General features: G+C 70.4%; 16 protein-coding genes and 1 tRNA gene. 10 read left to right on the top strand and 7 right to left on the bottom strand.

The annotated features are described in order from the left end of the window. Window positions 1–72 precede the first annotated feature (72 nt). Window positions 73–146, top strand: a tRNA-Met gene (locus tag P0Y48_05535). Between the two features lie 63 nt (window positions 147–209). Here P0Y48_05535 and P0Y48_05540 read toward each other — a convergent pair. Beyond that, window positions 210–590 (bottom strand): MarR family transcriptional regulator, encoded by a 381-nt coding sequence (locus P0Y48_05540; protein WEK14665.1) that lies wholly within the window; start codon window positions 588–590, stop codon window positions 210–212. Between the two features lie 191 nt (window positions 591–781). Here P0Y48_05540 and idi point away from each other — a divergent pair, with 191 nt between their 5' ends. From idi to P0Y48_05575, 7 genes are read left to right on the top strand one after another with little or no spacing between them, the layout of a single operon-like run. Beyond that, on the top strand, window positions 782–1,330 hold the full coding sequence (idi, locus tag P0Y48_05545; GenBank protein ID WEK14666.1) for an isopentenyl-diphosphate Delta-isomerase: 549 nt from the start codon (window positions 782–784) through the stop codon (window positions 1,328–1,330). Beyond that, window positions 1,327–2,382, top strand: coding sequence for a polyprenyl synthetase family protein (locus tag P0Y48_05550; protein WEK14667.1), 1,056 nt, complete (start codon window positions 1,327–1,329; stop codon window positions 2,380–2,382). The genes idi and P0Y48_05550 overlap by 4 nt, the downstream gene beginning before the upstream one ends. Continuing rightward, the gene (locus P0Y48_05555) at window positions 2,379–3,230 is read left to right on the top strand and encodes a squalene/phytoene synthase family protein (GenBank protein ID WEK14668.1); all 852 of its coding nucleotides are present in this window, start codon (window positions 2,379–2,381) and stop codon (window positions 3,228–3,230) included. The genes P0Y48_05550 and P0Y48_05555 overlap by 4 nt, the downstream gene beginning before the upstream one ends. After that, window positions 3,227–4,789, top strand: a complete 1,563-nt coding sequence (gene crtI / locus P0Y48_05560) for a phytoene desaturase family protein (protein WEK14669.1) — start codon at window positions 3,227–3,229, stop codon at window positions 4,787–4,789. Before P0Y48_05555 ends, crtI begins: the two co-directional genes overlap by 4 nt. 1 nt (window position 4,790) lies before the next feature. Then, window positions 4,791–5,129 carry a lycopene cyclase domain-containing protein gene (locus tag P0Y48_05565; protein ID WEK14670.1) on the top strand — a complete coding sequence of 113 codons (339 nt, stop codon included), beginning with the start codon at window positions 4,791–4,793 and terminating at the stop codon, window positions 5,127–5,129. Beyond that, the gene (locus P0Y48_05570) at window positions 5,126–5,431 is read left to right on the top strand and encodes a lycopene cyclase domain-containing protein (protein ID WEK14671.1); all 306 of its coding nucleotides are present in this window, start codon (window positions 5,126–5,128) and stop codon (window positions 5,429–5,431) included. The genes P0Y48_05565 and P0Y48_05570 overlap by 4 nt, the downstream gene beginning before the upstream one ends. Further along, window positions 5,428–6,294, top strand: a complete 867-nt coding sequence (locus tag P0Y48_05575; GenBank protein WEK14672.1) for a prenyltransferase — start codon at window positions 5,428–5,430, stop codon at window positions 6,292–6,294. The genes P0Y48_05570 and P0Y48_05575 overlap by 4 nt, the downstream gene beginning before the upstream one ends. 110 nt (window positions 6,295–6,404) lie before the next feature. On the opposite strand, the gene P0Y48_05580 is transcribed toward P0Y48_05575, so the two are convergent. Continuing rightward, window positions 6,405–9,314: a UPF0182 family protein gene (locus tag P0Y48_05580; GenBank protein WEK14673.1), complete on the bottom strand. Its 2,910-nt coding sequence runs from the start codon at window positions 9,312–9,314 to the stop codon at window positions 6,405–6,407. A gap of 97 nt (window positions 9,315–9,411) precedes the next feature. Further along, window positions 9,412–10,530, bottom strand: a complete 1,119-nt coding sequence (locus tag P0Y48_05585) for a PDZ domain-containing protein (protein WEK14674.1) — start codon at window positions 10,528–10,530, stop codon at window positions 9,412–9,414. Between the two features lie 124 nt (window positions 10,531–10,654). Between P0Y48_05585 and P0Y48_05590 the strand changes: the two genes are divergently transcribed. Next, entirely contained in the window at window positions 10,655–12,067 is a 1,413-nt protein-coding gene (locus P0Y48_05590) for a zinc-dependent metalloprotease (protein WEK14675.1), read from the top strand. Between the two features lie 788 nt (window positions 12,068–12,855). Here P0Y48_05590 and P0Y48_05595 read toward each other — a convergent pair. Further along, a complete protein-coding gene (locus P0Y48_05595; protein WEK14676.1) occupies window positions 12,856–14,574 on the bottom strand; it encodes an ATP-dependent helicase in 1,719 nt (572 codons plus the stop codon). Next, a complete protein-coding gene (gene nudC / locus P0Y48_05600; GenBank protein ID WEK14677.1) occupies window positions 14,571–15,491 on the bottom strand; it encodes an NAD(+) diphosphatase in 921 nt (306 codons plus the stop codon). The genes P0Y48_05595 and nudC overlap by 4 nt, the downstream gene beginning before the upstream one ends. Window positions 15,492–15,555: 64 nt before the next feature. Here nudC and P0Y48_05605 point away from each other — a divergent pair, with 64 nt between their 5' ends. Then, window positions 15,556–16,779 (top strand): phosphotransferase, encoded by a 1,224-nt coding sequence (locus P0Y48_05605; GenBank protein WEK14678.1) that lies wholly within the window; start codon window positions 15,556–15,558, stop codon window positions 16,777–16,779. A gap of 10 nt (window positions 16,780–16,789) precedes the next feature. Here P0Y48_05605 and P0Y48_05610 read toward each other — a convergent pair whose 3' ends face one another. After that, a complete protein-coding gene (locus P0Y48_05610) occupies window positions 16,790–20,113 on the bottom strand; it encodes an ATP-dependent DNA helicase (protein WEK14679.1) in 3,324 nt (1,107 codons plus the stop codon). Next, on the bottom strand, window positions 20,074–23,184 hold the full coding sequence (locus tag P0Y48_05615) for an ATP-dependent DNA helicase (protein WEK14680.1): 3,111 nt from the start codon (window positions 23,182–23,184) through the stop codon (window positions 20,074–20,076). Before P0Y48_05615 ends, P0Y48_05610 begins: the two co-directional genes overlap by 40 nt. Window positions 23,185–23,225 lie beyond the last annotated feature (41 nt).

Genomic DNA, 23,225 nt, shown 5'->3' on the forward strand with positions numbered 1-23,225 from the left:
ACAACAGGACGCTCCGACGGACGCAGCCGGTTCGACGCGGTCTCAGATCCGTGCTAGGCTCGCTTCTTGTGCCGCGGGGTGGAGCAGCTCGGTAGCTCGCTGGGCTCATAACCCAGAGGTCGCAGGTTCAAATCCTGTCCCCGCAACAGATGAAGAAGGCGTCCCGATGGGGACGCCTTCTTCTTTTTGCGTGCCGACCAGCAGATTCGTCACGCGGTGGCGGACGGGTTCGCGTCTGGCTCCTGTGTCAGCGCCTCCTCCATGTCGCCGAGGAATCGGACGATCGCGCGCAGTTCGTCGTCGCTGTAGGACTCCACCGCCACGCGCATCTTCGTCATGCGCGCGCCGAGGTGTCGATAGAACTCGGTGCGCGCCGCCTCGGACAGCACGACGATCCGGGCGCGTCGGTCGTGGGGGTGCGGTCGCCGTTCGAGGTGACCGCTCCGGGTCAGCCGGTCGAGCAGCTTCGTCGTGGAGGCGGTGGAGATGGCCAGATGCGACGCGATGTCGTGGGGCGACACCCAGTGCCCGCGCTGCTCCCGCACGATGAGCATGCGCAGGGCGGCGAGGTCGCTCGCGTTCATGTCCATGTCGCCGCGTAGAGTTCCGTGCATACGGTCCATCGCGTCGGAGAATGCACGCACGGCACGCATCGCCTCGAGCACGAGCCCGTCGCGGGGAGTCGTGGGTACCCATCTCTCCTGCACCGTGTGGACACCTCCTGTCAGAGTAGGTAGTATCGCTGAAAATCGCTAGATAAACTAGCAATGGAGGTAATCGCATGTCGCCGACAGAGCTCGTCGTCCTACTCGATGACGACGGACGGGAGATCGGCACGGCTCCGAAGGCCAGTGTGCACGGAACCGACACTGCGCTGCACCTCGCATTCTCCTGCCACGTCTACAACTCCCGAGGCGAAACCCTCGTCACTCGGCGCGCGCTCGACAAGGGCACCTGGCCGGGGGTGTGGAGCAACTCCTTCTGCGGACACCCGCGTCCCGCCGAGCCCGTCATCGATGCCGTCCACCGGCGCGCCGAGCACGAGCTGGGCATCACGCTGCGCGACGTGCGACTCGCCCTCCCCCTGTTCCGCTACCGCGCCGTCGACGCGAGCGGCATCGTGGAGCACGAAGTCTGCCCCGTTTACATCGCGGTGACGGACGACGAGCCCGACCTCAATCCGCGCGAGGTGGCCGAGGCTCGCTGGGTCGACCCGGTGGGATTGGCCACGGGATTGCGCGTGACCCCGTGGGCCTTCAGCCCCTGGCTCGTGCTCCAGGCCGAGCAGCTCGACGTGCTCTCCAACGGGCAGGAGCGGAGAGCCTCGTGATCGAGCTCGCTCCCGAGCACCGCGAGAGCGTCGACGGTGCCATCGATCGCGCCCTGACGCGATTGGCCGCGCGCGCCCGACCCCACGGCGAATCGGCGCAAGCCCTCACCGCCGCCGTTCACGCCGCCGCGGCCGACGGCAAACGGCTGCGCCCGGCACTGGTCGTCGCCGCGTTCACGGCGTATGGCGGGGACACGGATGCCGTCCCCGCACTGTGGGACGTCGCAGCCGCGTTCGAGATCCTGCACACGGCGCTCCTCGTCCACGACGACCTGATCGACCGCGACGACGAGCGCCGTGGCATCCCGAATGTCTCGGGGCGATTCCGCGCGCGGGCCCAGAGCTTCGGGGCAGATGCGCACGGCACGGCCGTCGTCGCGGATGCTGCGGCCGTCCTCGCGGGGGATCTTCTCCTCTTCGAGGCCACGCGCCTGGTCGCGACAGCGGCTCTCACCGACGTCGAGCGGGACGAGTTGTTCGCGGTGCTCGACGAAGCGCTCCTCGTGTCGGCGGTCGGCGAACTGGCCGACGCCGAGCACGCGGCACGCGCCGATCTACCCGACGCCGAAGCGCTGCTGACCGCGGCACACGACAAGACGGCCGTGTACTCCTTCCGCGCCCCGTTGCGCGCCGGCGCCATCCTCGCCGGCGCCGCCTCGCACCCCGCCCTCGCCGACGCGGCGGCGGCCCTCGGGCTCGCGTTCCAACTCGTCGACGACCTGATCGGCACTTTCGGCTCCCGCAGCCAAGCCGGGCGAGACCCCGGCGCCGATCTGCGCGAGGCCAAGCGAACGCCGCTGATCGCGCTGGCACGGCAGAGCGAGTCGTGGTCCCGCGTGAGCGACGCTCTGGCCGAGGCCCATACGGGACCGATCGCCGTGCGCCGTGCGCAGCGCGAGATCGAGGCGAGCGGTGCACGTGCGGGTGTCGAGGAGCTCGTGCGAGCCAACCTCCGCCGCGCCCGGGCCCACGCGGCATCCCCCGAGCTGCCGCCCCCTGCCGTCATGCTCCTCGCGGGGATCGCGGATGCCATCGAGCGGCGCATTCCGTGACGGGCGGTGAGCTGTACGACCGGTGCGCGCGCGATGCCGCAGCGGCCGTCATCGCGAACTACTCGACGTCCTTCGCGCTCGCGACGCGTCTCCTCGGACCGCGCGTACGCCCCCAGGTGCGCGAGATCTACGCGCTGGTCCGTGTGGCCGACGAGATCGTCGATGGCGCCGCTGAGGCCGCCGGTCTCGACCGCGATCAGCAACGTGTACTCCTGGACGCCTTGGAGACCGAGACCCTCGCGGCCATAGACCGCGGATTCAGTGTCGACCTCATCGTTCATGCATTCGCCACGACGGCTCGCTCCTGCGGCATCGGCGAAGACCTCATCCGTCCGTTCTTCTCGTCGATGCGCACCGATCTCGACCTCGCCGCGCACGACGCGGCATCCCACGAGTCCTACGTCTACGGTTCCGCCGAGGTGGTCGGCCTCATGTGCCTGCAGGTGTTCGTCAACGCAGGTTCCCCGGTACCGCGCGCCCCCGACGCGCGCCTGGTCGAGGGTGCCAGACGGCTGGGAGCCGCCTTCCAGGACATCAACTTCCTGCGCGACCAGGCAGACGACTCCGAGCGCCTGGGCCGGGACTATCTCGGGATCGGCGGGACGACCGACCGAGCCACCGTGCTCAAGCGCATCGATCGCGACCTCGACGCCGCGGCCGCCGTGATCCCCGAGCTGCCACGGGATTGCCGACGCGCCGTCACGACAGCCCACGGCCTGTTCAGAGAGCTCGCCATACGTCTGCGCGACTCGGACGAGAACGTGCGCGTCAGCGTTCCCCGCACCGTCAAGGCACGGATCGCCGCTCGGGCGATCGCGGGCCGCGCACCCCGGAGGTCTCCCTCATGAGCCGCACAGCGACGATCATCGGCGGTGGCATCGCGGGGCTCGCGACCGCAGCCCTTCTCGCGGAGGACGGCTGGTCGGTCACGCTCTTCGAGGCCCGCGACGACGTCGGCGGGCGCGCGGGCAGCTGGACGCGCGATGGATTCCGCTTCGATACCGGCCCGAGCTGGTACCTCATGCCCGAGGTGTTCGATCACTTCTTCGCCCTGCTGGGCACGAGCTCTGAGGCCGAGCTCGATCTCGTGCCCCTGACCCCCGCATACCGCGTGTACGCGCAGCCCGACGGCGAGGGCCCCGGTGACCGCGTCGACGTCGTCACGGGCCGGGACGCCGTGCGGGAACTGTTCGAGTCGCGCGAACCCGGCTCGGGTCCGCGCCTGGATGCGTATCTCGACTCCGCGGCGGACGCGTACGACCTGGCGGTGTCGCAGTTCCTGTACGACACCTACGCCTCGACCGAGGGCCTGCGCGACCGTCGGGTGCTGTCGCAGTTGGGGCGCCTCGCACCGCTGCTGTTGCGGCCCCTCGCGTCGCACGTCGCCCGGTTCTTCTCCGACCCCGTGCTGCGCCAGATCCTGGGCTACCCGGCGGTCTTCCTGGGCGCCTCGCCGTTCGACGCGCCGAGTCTCTACCACCTGATGTCGCACCTCGATCTCGATGACGGCGTGCAGTACCCCCGCGGTGGCTTCACGGAGGTGATCGCGGCGATAGAGCGGTTGGCCCGCGCCCGCGGTGTCGACATCCGTACGAACGCCGCAGTCGACGAGATCCTCGTCGAGAACCGATCGGCGACGGGGGTCAGGCTTGCCGACGGGCACGTCCACCTCTCCGACATCGTCGTCTCCGGCGCCGACCTCCACCACACCGAGACGGCCCTCCTGCCCGCCGCGCACCGCGCCTACCCCGAACGGTGGTGGCGACGCCGCAAGCCCGGCCCCGGCGCCCTGCTGCTCCTTCTCGGGGTAGACGGAGACCTCCCGGAGCTGGAGCACCACACGCTGTTGTTCGCCCGCGACTGGGAGAAGAACTTCGGCGACATCTACGGTGCGCAGACGCGTATTCCCGAACCGGCATCCCTGTACGTGTGCCGTCCGTCGGCGACCGATGACACCGTGGCGCCCGCGGGATCGGAGAACCTGTTCGTCCTGGTTCCGATTCCCGCCGACCCCGCACTCGGTCACGGCGGCGTCGATCGCGGCGGCGACGCGCGCGTGGAAGAGATGGCCGATCGGGTCATCGATCAGATCGCACAGTGGGCCGGCATCCCTGATCTCGCCGCCCGCGTCCGCGTGCGTCGCACGATCATGCCCGCCGACTTCGAGCAGGATCTGCATGCGTGGCGCGGCGGGGCGCTCGGGCTGTCGCACACGCTCACTCAGAGCGCGATCTTCCGCCCCCGCAACGCGTCGTCGAAGGTCGCCGACCTCTACTACGCCGGCTCGACGGTGCTGCCCGGCATCGGGCTTCCCATGTGCCTCATCTCGGCGGAACTCGTGGTCAAGCGCCTCCGCGGCGACCGCGGAGCCGGGCGACTTCCCGTGCCGGCGCGGGCGGAGGACTGACGTGCCCGGACTGTACCTGGCGTGCCTGCTCGTGTCCGCCACCGGACTCGCGCTGCTCGACGCGCGCTTCCGGCTCGTACTGTGGTCGGCGGGCGCCGGTCGCGCTGCGGCGGCGATCGCCCTCGGAACGGCCTTCTTCCTCGCGTGGGATGCCGTCGGCATCGCCGCGGGGGTGTTCGTCAAGGGCGACAGCCCTCTCCTGCTGGGTTGGGACCTCGCCCCCCACCTTCCGGTGGAGGAACCGGTCTTCCTGGCCTTCCTCTGCTACCTGGCCCTCCTCGTACACGGGGCCGTGAGCCGGCGTCAGGAGCGGATGCGGGTCGCGGACGAGAAGGCGTGATGTACGGCGTGATCGTGCTGCCGTTCGTCGCGGTGACGATCGCCGTGACCCTCGCCACCCTGCGGATGCCGCACTTCCCCGCTCGCATGGCGGGGTCCGGCATCGCCGCGGCCGTGCTGCTGATACTCACCGCCGTCTTCGACAATGTCATGATCGCGGCGGGCCTCTTCACCTACCCGGAGCATCTCATCAGCGGGGTGCGCATCGGCCTCGCACCCATCGAAGACTTCTCCTACCCGCTCTGCGCCGCGTTCCTCGTGCCCGCGGTGCGCACTCTCCTCGAACGGCGGCGCGTCTCATGACCGGAACCCTGCGGCAGCTCCTTCTCGCGTCGAGACCCGTCAGCTGGATCAACACCGCGTACCCGTTCGCGGCGGCGTACCTGCTTTCCACGCGACAGATCGACGCCACGCTCATCGTCGGCACGATCTTCTTCCTGGTGCCCTACAACCTCGCGATGTACGGCATCAACGATGTGTTCGACTACGAATCCGATCTCCGCAATCCCCGTAAGGGGGGCGCACAGGGGTCGGTCCTCGACCGACGCTTCCATCGTGTCACGTTGTGGGCCTCTGCGATCGCATCCTTGCCCTTCTTCGTCTACCTCGCCATCGTCGGCTCACCGGCGTCGTGGCTCGTCCTCGCACTCAGCCTCTTCTTCGTCGTGTTCTATTCCGCTCCCCCGCTCCGGCTCAAGGAGCGACCCGTAGCCGACTCGATCACGAGCAGCATCCACTTCTTCTCCCCCGCCGTCTACGCTCTCGTGCTCGCCGGTGCGACCTGGACCTGGCCGCTCGTCGCGGTCATCGCCGCGTTCGCGCTATGGGGCGTGGCCTCCCACGCGTTCGGTGCGGTGCAGGACATCGTCGCCGACCGGGAGGCGGGCATCGCCTCCGTCGCCACAGTCCTGGGGGCCCGACCGACCGTCCGGCTCGCGCTGGGCTGCTACGCCGCCGCCGGACTCGTCGTCCTCGGCGCGGCCTGGCCCGGCCCGTTCGCGGCCCTGCTGGTGATCCCCTACCTCGTTGCCGTGTGGCCGTATCGTCATCTCGCCGACGCGGACTGCGCCGCAGCGACCACGGGGTGGCGCCGCTTCCTATGGATCAATCAGCTGACCGGCTTCGGCGTGACGCTCCTGCTCATCTGGTGGTGGTTCGTCGCCTGATGCCGCAGTGGCCCTGACACCGCGCCGGCCTCACGCTTCGACGGCGCTGCGCATACGCCGACGGGCGGGTCCCCCATGGAGGAACCCGCCCGTCGGATCGTCTCGTGTCGTCAGTCGCCGCTCAGCGCGAGCAGCCGCTCGACGGCATCCGTGAGCTTCTTGTCGGCCTCGGCGAAGGCCGTGAGGTCTCCCGCCTTCAGTGCCGCGTCCCGCTCCTCCATCGCCGTGCGGGCGGCCGCCAGCGCCTGCTCGAGCGAATCGCCGTTCTGGCCGCCGGTGCCGGGATCGGTACCCGGCGTCTCGCTCGGCGACGGAGTCGGTGTCGGCGTCGGCGTCACGTCTCCGTCGCCGGTGCTGGCACCGGAATCTCCGCCGAAGATCTCGTCGAGCGCCTCCTGCAGCGTGTCTTCGAAGGCAACCTTGTCACCGAAGGCGACGAGGATCTTCCGGAGCGCCGGCAGCTGGGTTCCGCTGGAGGCCTGCACGAAGACGGGCTGCACGTAGAGCAGACCGCCGCCGACCGGCAGCGTCAGCAGGTTGCCGTTGAGTACCTCGGACTGCCCCTGCTTCAGCAGGTTCACCTGCGAGGAGATCTCCTGGTTCGAGTTGAAGGTGTTCTGCACCTGACCCGGGCCCGGCACGCTCACGTCGGCACTGATCTCCAGCATCCGCAGCTTGCCGTACCCCTCGCCCTTCACGCCCTTCTCCGACCCGGCGTTCGCATCGACGGCCAAATAGCCCATCAGCACGTTCCTCGACCCCTCGCCCTCGGAGGCAGGGATGAACGACGAGAACATCGAGTACGACGGAGCGTCCTGCCCCGGCATCTGCATCGTCAGGTAGTACGGAGGCTGGAGCACATCGCGGTTGGACACCGGGTCGTTCGGCGTCTTCCACGCGTTGTCGCGCGCGTAGAACGAGGCTGCGTCGTCGACGTGGTAGGTGCCGAGCATGGCGCGCTGCACCTTGAAGAGGTCGCTCGGGTAGCGCACGTGGCTCATCAGATCGCCGGACATCTCCGAGATGGGCTTGAGCGTGTTCGGATACACGTTCTGCCACGCCTTGAGCAGCGGGTCGGTCTCGTCCCACGCGTACAGCGTGACGGAGCCGTCGTACGCGTCGACGGTCGCCTTCACGGAGTTGCGGATGTAGTTGATGTCGTCGAGCGCGACGCGCGCGGCGGTTGTCGTCGTGTCGCTGATGGCCTGACGGAGGCTCACGATCGACGAGTACGGGTAGTTCGCACTCAGCGTGTACCCGTCGACGATCCAGACGATCCGGCCGTCGACGATCGACGGGTACGGGTCGTTGTCGAGCTCGAGGTACGGTGCCGCCTTCTGCACACGCGTCAGCGGATCGCGGTCGTAGAGGATCTGCGACTTCTCGTTGACGGCATCCGAGAAGAGGATGTCGGTCGACTGGAACTTCAGGGAGTAGATGAGCCGGTTGAAGATGCCACCGATCTCCGGCCCACCGTCGCCCGAGAAGGTCGTCTTCGTCTGCGCCGCGCCCTCGTCGGTGCCGCGCGGGTAGTCCAGCTCGATGTCGTCCGTACCCTCGGGCGCGCCGACGATCGAGTAGGTGGGCGACGACTCGCCGAAGTAGATCCGCGGCTCGTACTTCTCCTGCGACGTCAGCACGCCCGAAGCCGGGATTCCACGCTCGAGGAAGACGGGGTCGCCGTCGGGCGTGCGGTCGTTACCCTTTGCCGCGACCATGCCGTAGCCGTGGGTGTAGACGAGCGTCGTGTTGTACCACGATGCCGCCTGACCGAGCTGGGAGAGGTTGAGCTCACGCACGGCCGTGACCGTGTCCTGCGACTTGCCGTCGATCTCGTACCGGTCGACGTCGAGCGCCTCGGGGAACTGGTAGTACGACCGGTACTGCTCCAGCTGACGCACCGTCGGCGGGATGATCGCCGGGTCCATGATGCGGATGGACGAGGTGGTCTCGGCATCCTCGCGCAACTGGCCGGACTCCACCGTGGTGCGCGCGGTGTAGTCCTCCTTCTCGAGGCCGTCGATGCCGTACGCGGCCTTCGTCGCGTCGATGTTGCGCTGGTAGTAGGTGCTCTCGAGGCGCTCCTGGTTGGGGATCACCTGGAACTGGTTGACGAACCACGGGTACGCGACGCCCACGACGAGCGACGACACGATGAGAAGACCGGTCGCGATGAGCGGGAAACGCCAGCGACCGATGATCGCCGTGACGAAGAACAGCGCGGCGACGATCGCCGCGACGATCGAGAGGATCGCAAGCCCGGGGATGATCGCGTTCACATCGGTGTAGCCGGCGCCGGTGATGCGATCGTTCTGGGCGAGGAGCGTCTTGTAGCGGTCGAGCCAGATGCTGACCGCCTGCACCGCGAGGTAGAGACCCGCCAGCACGGCGAGCTGGATACGCGCCGACTTCGAGATCCGAAGCTCGCGCTGGCCGACGCGAACGGCACCGTAGAGGTAGGCGACGACGGCGGTGACAGCGAGGCACACGAGCAGAACGGCTGACGCGAAGCCGAGAACGGAGCTGTAGAACGGGAGCTCGAAGAGATAGAAGCCGGTGTCCAGACCGAACTGCGGGTCGGCCTTCCCCGTGGAAACGCGGTTCAGCCACAGCCACACCGTCTCCCACTGGGCCGACGCGGCGAAGCCGGAGAAGAACCCGAAGAAGACCGGGATTCCCCACATCGCGAGACGGCGCAGCGGCTCGACCACCTCCTGGTAGTGGTCGAGTTGCGAGGTGAGCCGGGCGTACACCGGCCGTAGTCGGTAGGCGAGCTGGATGGCCACGAAGACGGGGATCGCCATGGCGGCGAAGCCGATGACGAACATGGTCACGCGCGCGGTCCACTGCGTCACGAGGACGCTGTCGAACCCGAGCTGCTCGTACCACAGCCAGTCGGCGAAGAGGCTCGCGAAGGTGAAGAACGCCACCACGAGGGCGGCGATCACCGCGAGGGTGATGCCGACGGCGCGGCGGAGCGGACTGGGCGTGGCCTGGTTCGGCGCTGAGGTCGTGGTCACCCCTCCATCCTAGGCGCGTGCATTCTGGGTGGATGCCGTGGGGATTCCTCGACTTCTCCCGGCACCGAGCCGCGACAGGCGACGGTGAGGGCGGGAGTCAGCGGCAGGTCGGGAGGGTGTCGAGGTCTCCCCCGTCTCGCAGCGTCGAGAGCACGTCGAGCGCATCGTCGAGAGTGGCGACCGAGAAGACGCGGAGCCCGGCGGGTACATGGCCGACGACCTCGTTGCAGTTGCTCTCGGGAGCGAGGAAGTAGTCCGCGCCCGCTCCCGAAGCGCCGTAGAGCTTCTGGCGGATGCCGCCGATCGGCCCGACCGTCCCCGCCGAATCGATCGTTCCGGTTCCCGCGACGTCCAGGCCCCCGTTGAGCTCCCCCTCGCTGAGGGTGTCGATGATCCCGAGCGCGAACATCATCCCGGCGCTCGGGCCGCCGACGTTGTCGAGCTGGATGGTCACGTCGATGGGGAACACGTAGTCGTGCAGCGTCGTCACCCCGATGAGCCAGAGCTGCTCGCCGTCGATGTCGGTGCGCCGGGGCTGGATCTCGACGTCCTCCGTCTTGTCGCCGCGCTCGATGGTCAGCCGGACGGGCGCGCCGTCGGCCGCATTGATGAGGTCGCGGAGCGCGCCGGTATCGGTGACGGCGGTGCCGTCGACGGCACGGATGATGTCGTCGGGCTCGAGGATGCCGGTCGCCGCGGAGTCATCGGTGAGCGAGTAGACGCGAACCATCGGCTTCACGTCGTAGCCGAGCTCGGTGAGCGCCGCGGCCGTCGCCTCCTTCTGCGAGTCGACCATCATCGCCGCACTCTGCTCGTTGCGCTCCTCGGTGGTCTGATCGGCCGGGAAGATGTCGTCGAGGGGAAGGACCGCACGCGAAGGATCGAACCACGCGAGCGCGAGCTCGAACCACGACGGTGTGCGATCGCGATTGCCGACGACCTGCACCGTGAGGAGGTCGAGCGAACCGCTCGTCTCGAAGGTGTCGGCGCCGGCCACCGAGATCAGCGGCACCTGGGTGCCGTCGGGTCCCTCCGCCGTCCCGAGCGTGTTGAAGACGGGACCGGGCTGCTGGACGACGAACGACGTGGGCAGGACGGTGAGAGCGAGAAGCGCGACGAGGGCGACGGTGACCGCCCAGATGCCCGCGATCGTGGTGCGCGGCATCCGCCGGCGAGGGGCGCGCACGATGTCGTCGCGTTCATCGAACAGTGCCACGTCTGACCTTCCTGGCCGGACGTTCGCCGCCGGCGTACACGAGACGGGTCCGAGCCGGACGGGCCGCGAACACGTGCGACTAGCGTAGAACGCGATGTCATCATCCTGCTGAAAGGCGCCTGACATGACCGACGACGAGCGACCCGACCCCGACGACTTCGCGGAGATCCTCCGCAATCTGCTCGGCGGGCACGGCGGGTTCGACCCCGAGCAGCTCGAGCAGCTGCGCGGGTTGGGGATCGACCCGGCGATGGCCCAGCAGATGATGCGCCAGCTCCAGGGCGCATTCGCCGCCGGCGGCGACGGCGGCATCGACTGGTCGTCGGCGCGCACGCAGGCACTGCACTTGGCCAACAAGGACGGGCTGGGGATCACGACCGGCGACCGTCAGGACTTCGATCAGGCGTTCGGCCTCGCAACCCTGTGGCTCAGTGAGGCGACGGCCATCTCCGATCTCCCGACGCCCGCTCGAGCGCTCACGCGCGGACAGTGGGTCGAGGCGACGCTCCCCGTGTGGCAGGAGCTCGCCGAGCCGGTAGCGACCTCGATCGCGGACGCGATGACCGAGGCCATCGGCACGCAGCTCCCGGAGGAGATGCGGGACGTCGCGGCCGGCGCCGGCCGCCTCATGCGGACGGTCGGCGGCTCGCTCTTCGCCGCGCAGCTGGGAGCGGTGATCGGCGCGCTGTCGCAGGAGGTGGTGTCGGGAGGCGATGTCGGCATCCCGGTGATGCCCGACGGGCAAGCCGCCATCCTGCCGCAGAACTTCGCGGACTTCGGGCGCGACCTCGAGATCGACGACGAGCAGCTGGCGTTGTACCTGGCCACCCGCGAACTCGCCCACGCTCGCCTCTTCCGGCACGCCCGCTGGCTGCGCCTTCACGTCATCTCGCAGGTGACCGAGTTCGCCCGCGGCCTGCACGTCGACACCGACGCTCTCGAGGAACTCGCGTCGCGCTTCGATCCCTCGGCGCCGGAAGAACTCCGCCAGGCCCTCGAGTCCGGCGCGCTCCTCCCTGCGCGTTCCGAGGCCCAGACGGCGGCGCTCGCACGGCTGGAGAACCTCCTGGCGACGATCGAAGGATGGGTCGACGTCGTGACGGCGGATGCCACGATCCGGCTGCCCGCCGCCGACCGTATCGCCGAGGCGGTACGTCGCCGACGTGCGGTGGGCGGGCCCGCGGAGCGCGCCATGGGTTCGCTGGTCGGACTCGAGCTGCGTCCGAGGCGTTTGCGCGAGGCGGCCGCCATGTGGCGCGCGGTGACCGACGCTGTGGGCACAGCGGAGCGCGACGCTCTGTGGGACTACCCCGACTTGATGCCTTCTGCCGAGGACATCGACGATCCTGCCGCTCTCGTGGAGAGGCTGCGTGCGCACGCCCGCGGCGACGCTCCTGTCCGCGACGCGATGGACGACGCCCTCGACGCGCTGCTCGCGGAGGCCGCCGACGCGGAGGCCGCGCCCGAGCAGGGGGAAGACCGCTCAGACCGGCGCGACTCCGCCGACGACGGCCCGGAAGGTCCGCGGCCCGTCTGAGCCCCGCGTCACGCCGACGCGCGTCTGTGGACAGTTCTCGCGACGCACGCACGGGTGCGTCGACAATCGATGGATGCTTCGGCTCGCTCCCTCTCACGTGCCCCTGTGGCGATCTCCCACCTCGGTGCAGTTCGGCGCCGACGCCGTCGTTCGTGTCGACGACATCGCCCCCTGGCAGGAACGTCTGCTCGACGCGCTCGTCGACGGCATCCCCGACGCGATGGCCATTCCGCTCGCCGGGAACCTCGGCGCAGACCGCGACGCGGCTGAGCGCTTCCTGGAGCGGATCCGCCCGGCACTCGTCGACGGTTCCCCCCGCCCGCCGAGAGTCGCACTCGAACTCCCGGAGAAGCTCAGCCACGAGGAGGGCGCGACATTCGCACGGGCACTCTTCTCGAGCGGACTCGACGTAGACGTGCGCCGGTGGTCGCATGACGGCCACCGTGTCCCCGTCGTCGTCGTGGCCCACCGTCTCCTCGACCCGCGTCGGGTGGCACAGCTCATCCGTGCCGACATCGTGCATCTGCCCGTGGAGCTCTCTGGCGACCGGGTCACCGTCGGTCCGCTCGTCGTACCCGGCCGCACCGCGTGCGAAGCGTGCCGGCATGCGCACCGGCGCGACGCCGACTCCGCGTGGCCGGTCATCGCGGCGCAGCTCCTCTCGCGCGCTCCGACGCCCACCGATCCTGCGCTACTCCAGGAGTCGGCGCTCCTCGCCGCCCGTATGCTGCGCGGTGCGTCACCGGTCGAGCCGCCCGACGGTCGTCATCACGACGTGTCGCACTCGGTCAGCGTGTCGTCTTCGAGCGTGCGCCGGACCTGGCGCGCGCATCGCCCGCACGCAGAGTGCTTGTGCCGATCTCCTGAAGGAACCGCGAGCGCTGCCGCTCTCGATGCCCCGCCGCCTGAGCCCACGACAGCGACAGCGTTCGCGCGGCCCGCGTGATCCCGACGTAAGCGAGTCGCCTTTCCTCGTCGACCGCCTCGAACGTCATCGCGTACGAGATCGGGAGGAGCCCCTCCGACAACCCGACCAGATGGACGTGCGGCCACTCCAGTCCCTTTGCCGCGTGCAGCGTCGCCAGGGTGACCGTGCGCAGCGTCGGCTCGTGCTGATCCTTGGCGCGGGCCTGCAAGCCGTCCGTGAACCGACGGAGTGTCATCCCCTCCGGAGCCTCCTCGGCCAGGCGCAGCAGCGCCGAGCGTGCTTCCCACGCCTCCCGCAGCGCACCCCCCGCGGCCGGCGGCTCGTCGGTGAGCCCGAGCGAGCGCAGCACGTCCCTCACCGCGGCGACGAATCCGCCCTCCGTGGGCGCGACCGACGCACCGCGCAGCGCCAACAACGCCTGGCGCACCTCGGGGAGGTCGAAGAAGCGGGTTCCGCCGAGCACGGAAGCAGGGATGCCTCGGGCCGCGAGCGCGGCGAGGAGCTCGGCAGACTGCGCGTTGGCCCGGTACAGGACCGCGATGTCGCCGGGATCCTCGCCAGCCGCCAGGAGATCGGCGATCCGCGCCGCCACACCGCGGGCCTCCGCGACGTCGTCGGGGTAGGCGGTGACCTCCGGGGCCGCCGTGGTCTCGGCATCCGAGTGCAATCGCAGCGCGCCGGGCCTCCCGCGCATGAGCTCGTTCGCGACGTCGAGGATGCCGGGATCGGAGCGGTAGTTGCGCTCGAGTCGCACGACGGTGGCGTCCGCATACCGGTCGCCGAAGCCGAGCAGGTACCGAGGGTCGGCTCCCGCGAAGGAGTAGATGGTCTGGCTCGCGTCGCCGACCACGCACAGGTCGCGCCGGTCGCCGAGCCAGAGTTCGAGAAGTCGGTTCTGCAGGGGCGAGACGTCCTGGTACTCGTCCACCGTGAAGTGCCGATATTGCTCGCGCACCTGCGCCGCCACGCGTGGTTCCGCCTCCAGCATCCCCGCGCAGGCGAGCAGCACGTCTTCGAAGTCGAGCTGGCGTCGCTCGTCCTTGAGCTTCTCGTACGCGTGCTGAAGGTCGACGAGCGCCTGGATGCCGACGCCCCCGACCGCGTCGGGTCGATCGCGCGCCGCCTGCTCGATCGACCTGAGCGTGACCTTTCGCCATTCGATCCGCGCGGCGACATCGCGCAGCGTCGCGCCGTCGAGGCGGAGGCCCAAGGCATCCGCTGCCTGACCGAGCAGTTTCACCTTGCCCGACAGGATCGTGGGGGCGACGTCGCCGGCGACCTGCGGCCAGAAGTGATTGAGCTGGGCCAGCGCCGCCGCGTGGAAGGTCCGGGCCGCGACACCCGCCACGCCCAGAGCGCGCAGCCGGCCGCGCATCTCACCCGCGGCCTTCGCCGTGAACGTGACCGCCATCACCCTCGTCGGGGAGTACGCGCCGGTGTCGACACCGTGGGCGATGCGGTGCGTGATGACGCGCGTCTTGCCGGTCCCGGCCCCCGCCAGGACGCACACCGGTCCGCGCAGCGTCGCCGCCGCCTCCCGCTGCGCGTCGTCGAGTCCGTCGAGCGGATCCGTCGTCACGGCCGATCCTCGTCGGCATCGATCCAGTCGCGGATCAAACGGTGAGCGATCGAGGCCGCCCCCGGCAGCTGGACATCGCCGGCGCCGTCGAAAGCCGCGCGGAGCTCGGCGCGGGTGAACCACCGCACGTCCACGATCTCCTCGCCGTCCGCCCGAGCAGCGTCCGGATCGTCCGCGACCGCATGGAACCCGAGCATGAGCGAGCGCGGGTAAGGCCACGCCTGCGAGCCGCGATAGCGGATGCCGCGCACGACAACCCCTGATTCCTCGGCGATCTCGCGCACGATGGCGGACTCGAGCGACTCGCCCGCCTCCACGAACCCGGCGAAGGCGGAGTACACGTTGCGCTGCGCCCAGCGGGCGTTCTTGCCCAGCAGCAGGCGATCGCCGGACGCGTCGGTGACGGCCACGATCACGGCAGGATCGGTGCGCGGGAAGTGCTCACGCCCGCACACCGTGCACCGACGCGACCATCCCGCCGCTCGCAGTTCCGTGATCCCGCCGCATCGCGGGCAGTACCGCGAATCGAGCAGCCACCGGCCGAGCGCCAGCGCGTTCACGAACACGGATGCCTCTTCCGGCGGCAGGTCGCCGCCCACCGCGCGCAGCGCCCCCCACTCCGGTGTCGGGACGGGAGCCTCGGCGTCGGCGTCGAACGCGGCGACGAGCAGGGCGGCGCCCCCGGCATCCCTGCCGAGGAAGGCCCAGGCCGCCTCTCCTCTGACGGCATCCGGCGCCACGAACGCGAGCGAGCCCGTCGGCGCGAGCGGGGCCTGATCTCCCCACACCACGAGTACGCGGCTCGCGGAATCCTTGCGCAGCTTCGCCACGAGATCGGACACCAGGCGCTCGTCGGCGGCTCGATCGTGCGATGCGCGCGCCAACGGAGGCGTATGCGGGGTGTCCTTCGGCGACATCGAGGACCTCTCTTGCGGGCGTGGCGCGGAGGCGCCGAGACGTGCCCCGCCTACCCTGGGGGGCATGGCACGCTCACCCCTCACTCTAGCCGCGTCGGTGACGTCCGCTCTGCCTCGGGCGGGCGTGGTGAGCGTCGCCGCTCTCTCCGAGAACGCTGCCGGGCGGTATGACAGCGCGCTGGCGACGCTCGACGACGGTCGCCAGGTCGTCGTCCGTGTGCCCACCGATGCCGACGCCGATCGCGACCTCCGCGGGGAGGCTCGCGCCCTGCAGGCTCTCACCGCGGGGGTGCGCGCGGTGCTGCCGCTGGCCGCGCCCGTCATCCTGGGCGACACGGTGCTCGACGCGCGCCCGGTGGTCGTGCACTCGTGGCTGCCCGGCTACCGCGTCGACGCGGGCCACGTGCCCCCCGGTCCCGGAGTCGCAACGGAACTCGCTGCCGCCATCGCCGCCGTGCACGCTCTGCCCACCTCGGTCGTCCGCGACGGCGGCCTGCCGGCGCTCGATGCCGCCCAGGTGCGTGCGGAGGCCGAGCGGCTGCTCGACCGCGCCGAGGCCACCGGGGCGCTCCCGTTCGGCCTGTTGCGACGTTGGAGCGCTGCGGTCGCCGCCGACGAACTCTGGCGATTCGAGACGACGGTCGTCCTCGGCGGCGTCGACCCGGCATCGTTCCTGTTCGAAGACGATGCCGACGACGTCCCCCGCATCACGGGCCTTCTGCAGTGGGGCGGGTTGTCGGTGGGCGACCCTGCGGTCGATCTTCGATGGCTCGCCTCCGCTCCCGATGCGCGCACCGATGTGCTCGACGCCTACGCCGTCTCCTCCCCCCGCGCCGTCGACGGAGCGCTGTCAGAGCGTGCGCGGCTCCATGCCGAACTGGAGTTCGCCTCGTGGCTCGTCCACGGCCACGCCGCAGGTTCGGAGAGCGTCGTCGCCGACGCCGTCGCCCTGCTCGAGGCGCTCGACGAAAGCGTGCGAGACGCTCCCCCGCTCGCGCAGGACTCCGTCACCGTCGACGACGCGTTCGCTGCCATCGGGCGCGTGCCGCAGGCTGCGGCCGTCGACACGTCGATGCAGACCGACACGTACGACGCCGACGCCCTCTCCGAATACACCGCGGACGACACCGGATCATCGGCGCCGAGCGAAGACGAGACCGCTCCCCTCGAGCTGTCGGACTGGGTGCGGCCCGAGCCCGCCGGCGATGCGACGGCCGCGCACGCGGACGACGACGATCCCGAAGCCGCGGCCCGCAACGCGCTGCGCCGCTGGACCGAAACCGCCTGACGCCCGCGCTCTAGCCGCGCAGGATGAGGTCGTCGGCCACGTAGTAGAGGACGACATCGATGTCGGACAGCGCGATGCCGTGTTTCGCGTGATACGCCCGGCGGTACAGCTCTAGCTGCACCATGCGCTCGGCGCGTTCGGCGGCTGTGCGAGGCGGGCGGCCGGTCTTCCAGTCCACGATCTCGATGCGGCCGTCGCGCTGGTACACCGCGTCGAGTTTGCAGATGACGACGTGTGGAGCGCCGTCGTCGAGCAGGTCGTCGGCCGTGAAGTCGATCTCCGTCTCCACCTCTATCGGTTGCAGGTCAGCCCATTCGGATGCCAGGAACCGCTCCTTCAGCTCGGCGAGAGCGTGCTGATCGGCCGACGATCCGATGAAGGCATCGTCGTCCTGCTCCCACAGGCCATCGTCGTCCGACGCGCCGGCACCGCTGATTCCCGATCGCTGCTCGACCCAGGCGTGGAAGAGGGTGCCCAGACGCGTTTGCCGGTACGGGCGTTCCGGCAGCGGACGGGCTGCCGCCGCTGCAGCCGCCGAGTAGTTCCCGACGAAGTCCTTGAACCGCGACGCCGGGATCCGTGTCGGCGCCGACGGGGCCGGCCCGGCCCGGCGGGCGTCGCGCTCGGCTAGGAGGAGCGACAGATCGCGTGACGGCGCAGGGCGCGGATCTCTCTGCGCGCGGGCGACGGCATCGGCGGCGGCCTGCACCCGTGACCGGCGGGAGCCCAACGGGTCCATCGGCCAGGCGAGCAGACGCTGCTGGTCGAGATAGGGGTTCTCCCCCGTATCTTCTGGCAGTTCCAGCGAGAGGTCGAGCGCATCGGCGATCTCGATGAGATAGCGGCTGGCGCGGCGTGCCGAGCGCGTGCCCGACCACGAGGCGCCCGTCAAGAGGAGGTGATCGCGCGCTCGCGTCACCGCGACGTAGGCGAGCCGCCGCTCCTCATCCTGCCGACGCTCGTCGAGTTCCGCGCGGAACACGGCGAGTTCGTCGCGCACGTCCTGTTGCGTGGGCGCGTCGTCGAGGGACCATCGCAGGCGCGGGAGCCAGCCGCGGTCACCGCGGAACGGGTAGGGCAGAACGCCGAAGCGCAGCCAACCCAAGCCGTCTCGTGCCTTCGCCGGCAGTTCCTCCTCGACGCAGCGGACGACCGCCACGGCATCCCACTCCAAGCCCTTCGAGCCGTGGATCGTGAGCAGTTGAACCACGTCTTCCTCGGGCGGCTCCGTACGCGGCGCGAACTCGTCGAGTCGTTCCGCCCGGTCGAGCCAGGCGAGCAATGCGGACAGTGAGCCGGAGTCATCGGTGGCGAGGAACCCGTGCAGCTCGTCGACGAAGGCCCGCAACTGGTCACTGGCGATGCGTGCCGGACCGCGCGCTTCGTTCGCGGCCAGCTCGATGTCCAGGCGCAGTTCGATCTCGATGAGTCGCACGAGATCGGGCACCGGGAGTCCGATCGCTCTGCGCAAGCCCGCGAACACGGCCCCGGCGTCGCGCAGCCGCTCGATGCCCGCATCGCTGAATCCGTCGAGCCAACCGTGACCGGCCGGTTGCCGGACGATCCAGTCGAGGGCGTCGACGAGCGACGCCGCATCACTGCGACGCATGAGCGACACGACGTCGGCGTCGAGGGGCTGCAGAGCGGTGTCGTGCCGGACGAGTCGCCGGGCGAGGCTCGCGAGGGCCCGCAGATCGGCGAGTCCGATCGCCCACCGCGGCCCCGAGAGCAGCCGAATCAGCGCCGAACCGGCCGTCGGATCGCTGATGACGCGGAGCGCCGAGACCACGTCGACCACTTCCGGAGTCGACAGCAGGCCGCCGAGCCCCAGGATGCGGTGGGGAATCCCCCGGCGCGCGAGGGCGTCCGCGAAGCGCACCATGTGCTTCTTCGCGCGAAACAGCACAGCGCCGGTCGTCGCGCGCCCTGTCTCCGACCGGGTCGCCCTCAACGTCTCGAACCACGCGGCGACGCGCTCCGCCTCCGCGTCGACGTCTTCATCGAAGGCGACCTCGACGCGCCCGGCGGGAGCCTCGGGACGTGCACGCAGCGCGTCGACCCGCACGGGCGACCGCTCGGACAGCGGAGACAGCACGGCGTTCGCCGCCCCCAGCACCGCCTCGCTGTTGCGCCAGCTCGTCAGCAGCGAGTACTCGGACGACTCCCCTCCCTCAGCGAACGCGGCCCGGAAGCCGCCGAGATTTCCCGCACTCGCGCCGCGCCAGCCATAGATCGACTGATGAGGATCGCCGACGGCCATGACCGCGGTGCCCGCGAACACCGTCGCGAGCAGATCACTCTGCACGACGGACGTGTCCTGATACTCGTCGAGGAGCACGACCCGGAATCTATCGCGCAGCTCCGTCGCCACGGCGGGGTGGCGCTGAGCGATCTCGAGCGCTCCCGCAACCTGATCCGAGAAGTCGATCACCCCCCGCCGCCGCTTCTGACGCGCATACTCTCGAGCGAGCGCCGTGAGCACGCCCAGGCCGTCTATCGCGCCGAGGGCCTTCTCCACCTCGGCGTACACCCCCTGGCCACGGCGCGCCGACGGTCGATCACGGATCTCGGCCAGCCCTGCCGGGAATGCGGCGAGCTCATCGAGGTCGACGAGGTTGTCGGCGGCATCCCGAGCGATCCGCAGGGCGGCGTCGATGATGGTCGACGGTCGGTACTCGATCCCGTCCAGTCGCGGATCGTCGGCATCGTGCACGACACGACGCATGAGAAGCCAGGCAGCAGACTCACTGAGGACCACGGCCTCGGGGTCGCGCCCCACCCGCACGGCGTTCTCGCGCACGATGGCGTCCGCGAAGCTGTTGTAGGTGGCGACGGTCGGGCGGTGCAGGAGCGCATCGGGATCCGGATCGACGGCGAGACCCGGCGCAAGAGCGTCCAGCGCCACCCGGCGCGCGCCATCCCCCGCTCCCGCACGCTCGATCCGCGCGAACACGTCGAGGCGGCCCTCGGCGTGGAGCTCCGGAAGTGTCGACAGCATGCCGCGCCGCTCGAACTCCGCCAATCGCTGAAGCCGGCGATGGATGCGCTCGGCCAACTCGCCGGCTGCCTTCCGCGTGAACGTCAGACCGAGCACCTGATCGCGACGCACGAGGCCGTTGGCGACGAGCCACACGACACGGCCCGCCATCGTCTCGGTCTTGCCGCTGCCCGCGCCGGCGACGACGAGCGCAGGCGCAAGAGGTGCAGAGATCACGGCAGCCTGCTCGTCGGTCGGCGGGAACTGTCCGAGGGCCGCGGCGATGACGCGCGGAGAGAGAAGGGGCACGGATGCCGTCACGTCGCGCTCACCGCCCCGACGGTGTGGATGCGGCACAGGCCGCGAGTGTGATCGTCACGGCAGTGGGCTTCGTAGGGAGCGAGGAACTCGCGCGCGCCGATCACCTGGACCGCGTCGCGGATGCGGGCGAGGAAGGCCTCGCGGGTCTCGTCGTCGAACGGCGGTTGCGTGGGAGTGGCGTAGGGCGTGGTGCGGGTCTGCCGGAGCACGAGGAGCTTCGCGCCGCCCGTCGGCATCCCGGCCGCCGCCGCGATCGCGCCCCGCTCCTGAGCGAGCTGGTAGGCGCTCAATTGAGGATGCGCTGCGGCGGCGGCCGCGCCGGTCGCCTGCGTGCGCCCGGTCTTCAGGTCGACGATGACGACCGTGCCCGACGGCGTGAGCTCCACCCGGTCGACCGTCCCACTGATGACGGCCGGCATCGCCGCACCCTCTACCGGCACCTCGAGCTCGAAGTGTGGTTCGGCGCTTAGGAGGCGCGTGCCGTCGGTCTCCCGGTCACGCAGATAGCGAGCCAGCCGCGAGATCAGGTCGCGGGCGCGGGTGCGTTCGGCTCGTTCGATCCACGCCGCCTCGAATTCCAGCTCACCCCACCGCTGCTCCACGAGCGTCCAGAGCGCCGCGTCATCGCCGCCCTCGGCATGCTCCAACGCCGCGTGGATCAACGTGCCGAGACCTGCCGTGACGCTGGCACCGTCGCCGCCGAGATCGCTGATCACCCAATTGAGCTGACACTCGTCGATCGATTCCAGCTTCGACGGCGAGATGCGCGCAGGCTCCGTCTCGAGGTCGTAGAGCGGCGTGGTCGTCGACGGCGAAGCGAGCCCGTACCAGTGCTCCGGCGACGCGCCGGGCACCCCGGCGTCGGCCAGAAGAGCGAGCTGACCGGCCGCGTCGCGCCGAACCGCCGGCGGCACGCCGTCGGCGGTGAGCGCGCGACGATGCTGAGCGACGAGGCCCCGCAACGAGAGCGGATGCTCCGCGGATGCCGGAGCCGGCGACGTGGACGGGAGGAGCTCGAACAGCGCGCTCGGGCCGGTGTCGTCGTCGTCGACCGCGGTCACGATCAACAGGGACCGTGCCCGCGACACCGCACGGGCGAAGAGTCTGAGCTCGTCGTGGAGCACCCCCCGCCGGCGATCGACGGTGGCGGGGTCGATGCCGGCCGCGAGCCCGAGACGCCACGTCTCCAGGAGGCTCCCGCGCACGCGCAGGTTGGGCCACACCCCGTCCTGGACGCCCGCCACCACGACGGTGTCGAACTCCGCGCCGAGCGCGCCGGCGGGGGTCATGACGCGCACTGCCTGGGGCGGCAGGGGCGCACTCAAGCGGTCTTCCGCGACATCGGAGTCGCGCACGCCACGCAGGAAGTCCAGGGGCGACGTGCCGTCTTCGCGCTCGCCGTGCCGCTTAGCGGCCTGGAAGAGCGCGACGACGGCATCCAGGTCGCGACCCGCCTGCTCGGCGAGCGGGCCGTGTCCGCGCGACGTCTCGTGCCACGCGCGCTCGCGGCCCGAACGCTCCCACACCGTCCAGAGCAGCTCGTGGGCCGTGGCGCCCTCGGCGATCTGCGCGCGGACCAGGCCGAGCGTCTCGGCTGCGCGGGCCGCGCGACGCCCTTCACGTGTGTCGAGGAGTTCGAACTCGAGCGGATGCCGCATCGCCGACAGCAGCAGCTCACGCGGCGCCGACTCGTCGGGCTCCTCCCGCCGCAGTGCATCGTGCCGCAGAGCCGTGCGCAGCCGGCGCAACTCGACGGTGTCCAGTCCCGTGGCGCGCAGAACGTCGACGACGTCGTCGGGCTCCCAGACGTCGGGGTCGACAGCGGCGAGCTCGACCACCCACAGCAGGTCTCGCACCGCGGCCGAGGAGGCGAGAGTGCGCGTGGGGCCCGTCGCGCCGGTCGGCACGTCGCGCGCACCCAGCTCATCCTCGAGCGCGGCGACCTGGCGTGCGTCGTGGGCGATCACGGCGCACTGTGCCCACGGCACGCCGTCGTGCACATGACGTTCACGCAGCAGGCGCGCGATCGTGTCGTACTCCTCGGCTGTCGACCGCAGCGTGCGCACACGCACCGAGGCACGCACGTCGGCGGCGTGGTCCTCTCCGCCGGGTGGTCGCCGATGCGAGACGATGCCGCCGGCACCGATCCGGGAGGTCACCTCCGCCACGAGGTCGCGATGCGCGCCCGTACCGCGGTGCACCTTCGGCAGGACGTGCACGGGAAGCGACGCGGCGAGGCGCGCGAAGTTCTCGGGCGAGGCGCCGCGGAACGACCCCGAGCTGATGTCGGGGTCGCCGAAGGCCAGCACGCTCGCGCCGCGATCGCGCAGCGCTTCGAGAAGCTCCACCCCGCCCCTGGTGAGCTCCTGCGCATCGTCGACGAGGACGACCCGCAGCCGCGAGACGGCGCCGAGCTCCCGCGCATCGGACGGCAGCGAACGCAGCAGCCGGACAGCCTCACGCAGGAGGCCCGCGGCATCCCTGTGCGCGCCGCGCATCCGCGCGCGCACGTCGTGGTACTCGGCGGCGAAGCCGGCCAACGAACGCCAGATCTCGACGTCGTCTTCTGCGGCACGCCGCGCAAGAGCGGGCGCATCGATTCCCAGCGTCGTCATCTCGGCGAGGAACGCGCGCACCTCGGCACGGAACCCACGGGTCGCGCGCACCTCGGAGGGGAGCCACGACGGCCACCGCGACGGGCCCGTCGCCTCGTCTTCGGCGTCGCCCGCGAGCAGGTCCTGCACAATGCGGTCTTCGTCAGGACCGGTGAGCAACTGGGGCGGGTCGGCGTCGGCGGCGACGAGTACCGATCGGACGATCTGGAAGGCGAGGGCGGCCACCGACTTCGCCAGCGGTCCTGCCGTCGCCACGCCGACCGCGAGCGCGAGATCGTCACGCAGCGCCGTCGCCGCGGGACGGGTCGGGGTCAGCACGACGAGCTCCTCCGGCGTGATCCCGCCGTCGGAGATCAGGCGGGCGGTGCGCGTGAGGATCGTCGACGTCTTCCCGGTGCCCGCTGCCCCCGCCACGACACCGGAGGCCTCGGGCGGCAGCTCCACGATCGCGCGCTGGGCGTCGTCGACGGCCCGGACGGGAAGGAGCGGCATGGCATCCACGCTAGCCGCAGCGCCCGACACTCAGCGGTGTC

The organism is Candidatus Microbacterium phytovorans, assembly GCA_029202445.1.
In the GTDB taxonomy this organism is placed as follows: domain Bacteria; phylum Actinomycetota; class Actinomycetes; order Actinomycetales; family Microbacteriaceae; genus Microbacterium; species Microbacterium phytovorans.

Bases quoted from the DNA above. Each gene is read 5' to 3' on its own strand.
- P0Y48_05540 (WEK14665.1), bottom strand. From the start codon at position 590: ATGGACATGAACGCGAGCGACCTCGCCGCCCTGCGCATGCTCATCGTG.
- idi (WEK14666.1), top strand. From the start codon at position 782: ATGTCGCCGACAGAGCTCGTCGTCCTACTCGATGACGACGGACGGGAG.
- P0Y48_05615 (WEK14680.1), bottom strand. From the start codon at position 23,184: ATGCCGCTCCTTCCCGTCCGGGCCGTCGACGACGCCCAGCGCGCGATC.
- crtI (WEK14669.1), top strand. From the start codon at position 3,227: ATGAGCCGCACAGCGACGATCATCGGCGGTGGCATCGCGGGGCTCGCG.
- P0Y48_05605 (WEK14678.1), top strand. From the start codon at position 15,556: ATGGCACGCTCACCCCTCACTCTAGCCGCGTCGGTGACGTCCGCTCTG.
- nudC (WEK14677.1), bottom strand. From the start codon at position 15,491: ATGTCGCCGAAGGACACCCCGCATACGCCTCCGTTGGCGCGCGCATCG.
- P0Y48_05590 (WEK14675.1), top strand. From the start codon at position 10,655: ATGACCGACGACGAGCGACCCGACCCCGACGACTTCGCGGAGATCCTC.
- P0Y48_05575 (WEK14672.1), top strand. From the start codon at position 5,428: ATGACCGGAACCCTGCGGCAGCTCCTTCTCGCGTCGAGACCCGTCAGC.